The organism is Arsukibacterium sp. MJ3, from assembly GCF_000987765.1.
Classification (GTDB): Bacteria; Pseudomonadota; Gammaproteobacteria; order Enterobacterales; family Alteromonadaceae; genus Alishewanella.
In genome coordinates this window covers 1-919 of sequence record NZ_LAHP01000080.1, presented here as the reverse complement: position 1 = coordinate 919, position 919 = coordinate 1, and the positions used below count along the sequence as shown (strand labels likewise).

At 44.6% G+C, this 919-nt stretch carries 1 protein-coding gene and 1 pseudogene; one reads left to right on the top strand and one right to left on the bottom strand.

What is annotated here, in order from left to right; genetic code table 11:
- Positions 1-473 (bottom strand): annotated as a pseudogene (locus VT06_RS16820) (IS21 family transposase); the annotation flags it as partial.
- Positions 474-570: 97 nt separating this feature from the next.
- Here VT06_RS16820 and VT06_RS18875 point away from each other — a divergent pair.
- A complete protein-coding gene (locus tag VT06_RS18875; protein ID WP_052750337.1) occupies positions 571-837 on the top strand; it encodes a DUF4145 domain-containing protein in 267 nt (88 codons plus the stop codon).
- Positions 838-919 lie beyond the last annotated feature (82 nt).

Below are 919 nucleotides of genomic sequence, written 5' to 3'. Positions count from 1 at the left end.
TCATGCGTGCTGAACCGAACGTAAGTAGCTCGACAAAAACCTAATGTTGCAACAAAGGCTTTGAGCTTATATCGCCCACGCTTAATAGTGGTAAAGTCGACCTGCATTTGCTGTCCCGGAGGGGTTTCGAAGCGGATAACGTCTTCTTCGGTCTTGGGTTTAAACTGGCGAATATAGATCTTAACGATCCCTTCTTTGCCATCGTAACCCATGGTTTCAATTTCGCGGCAAAGAACAGTTCCTGGTATCCAGTGCGGTTTTGCTGCTTCAATACGCTCACGTATGTAGGATTTGAAAGGATCCAGTTTCGATGGCCGTTCTTGTCTTGGACCATAAACGGGTGTTCGCGCAATATCACGCAAATAATTACGGACGGTGTTCCGAGCAATACCAAGTTTACGGCTGATAGCCCGAATACTGTGACCTTGCTGATGTAGCACATGAATATCCACTAGTGACTCCTGATTTAACATTGCATCTCACCGCCGTTCTCTTTACAGGTTAGGCGGTCATTGTGCCTCAGGTGGGTCAATTTTAAATTACCGTTAGTGGGTCAGTTTTACATTGCCGGTGACAATTTCAGGCATTGGAGACAAAGGTACTTTCGTAAAGAATCTCGATGCTTTTCAATCAGAAGGCTATATATCAGGAAAACAGCGGCAAATTATTGAGTCAATCTTGGAAGCGGGTCATGCCGCCATACATAGAGGCTATCACCCAAGCACTGAAGATGTTCATACGATAGTAGACGTCACTGAGAGTTTAGTCGAGACGATGTACGTGCATCCTGAGAAAGCCGACAAACTTAGCAAGAGAGTTCCAAAGCGTGGCAAATAATCACTTAACAAGTGCAGCTTGCCGGACTTGTGTAAACTGTCATCTTTTTTGCAAAAATACGCAAAAATACGCAAAAATACGC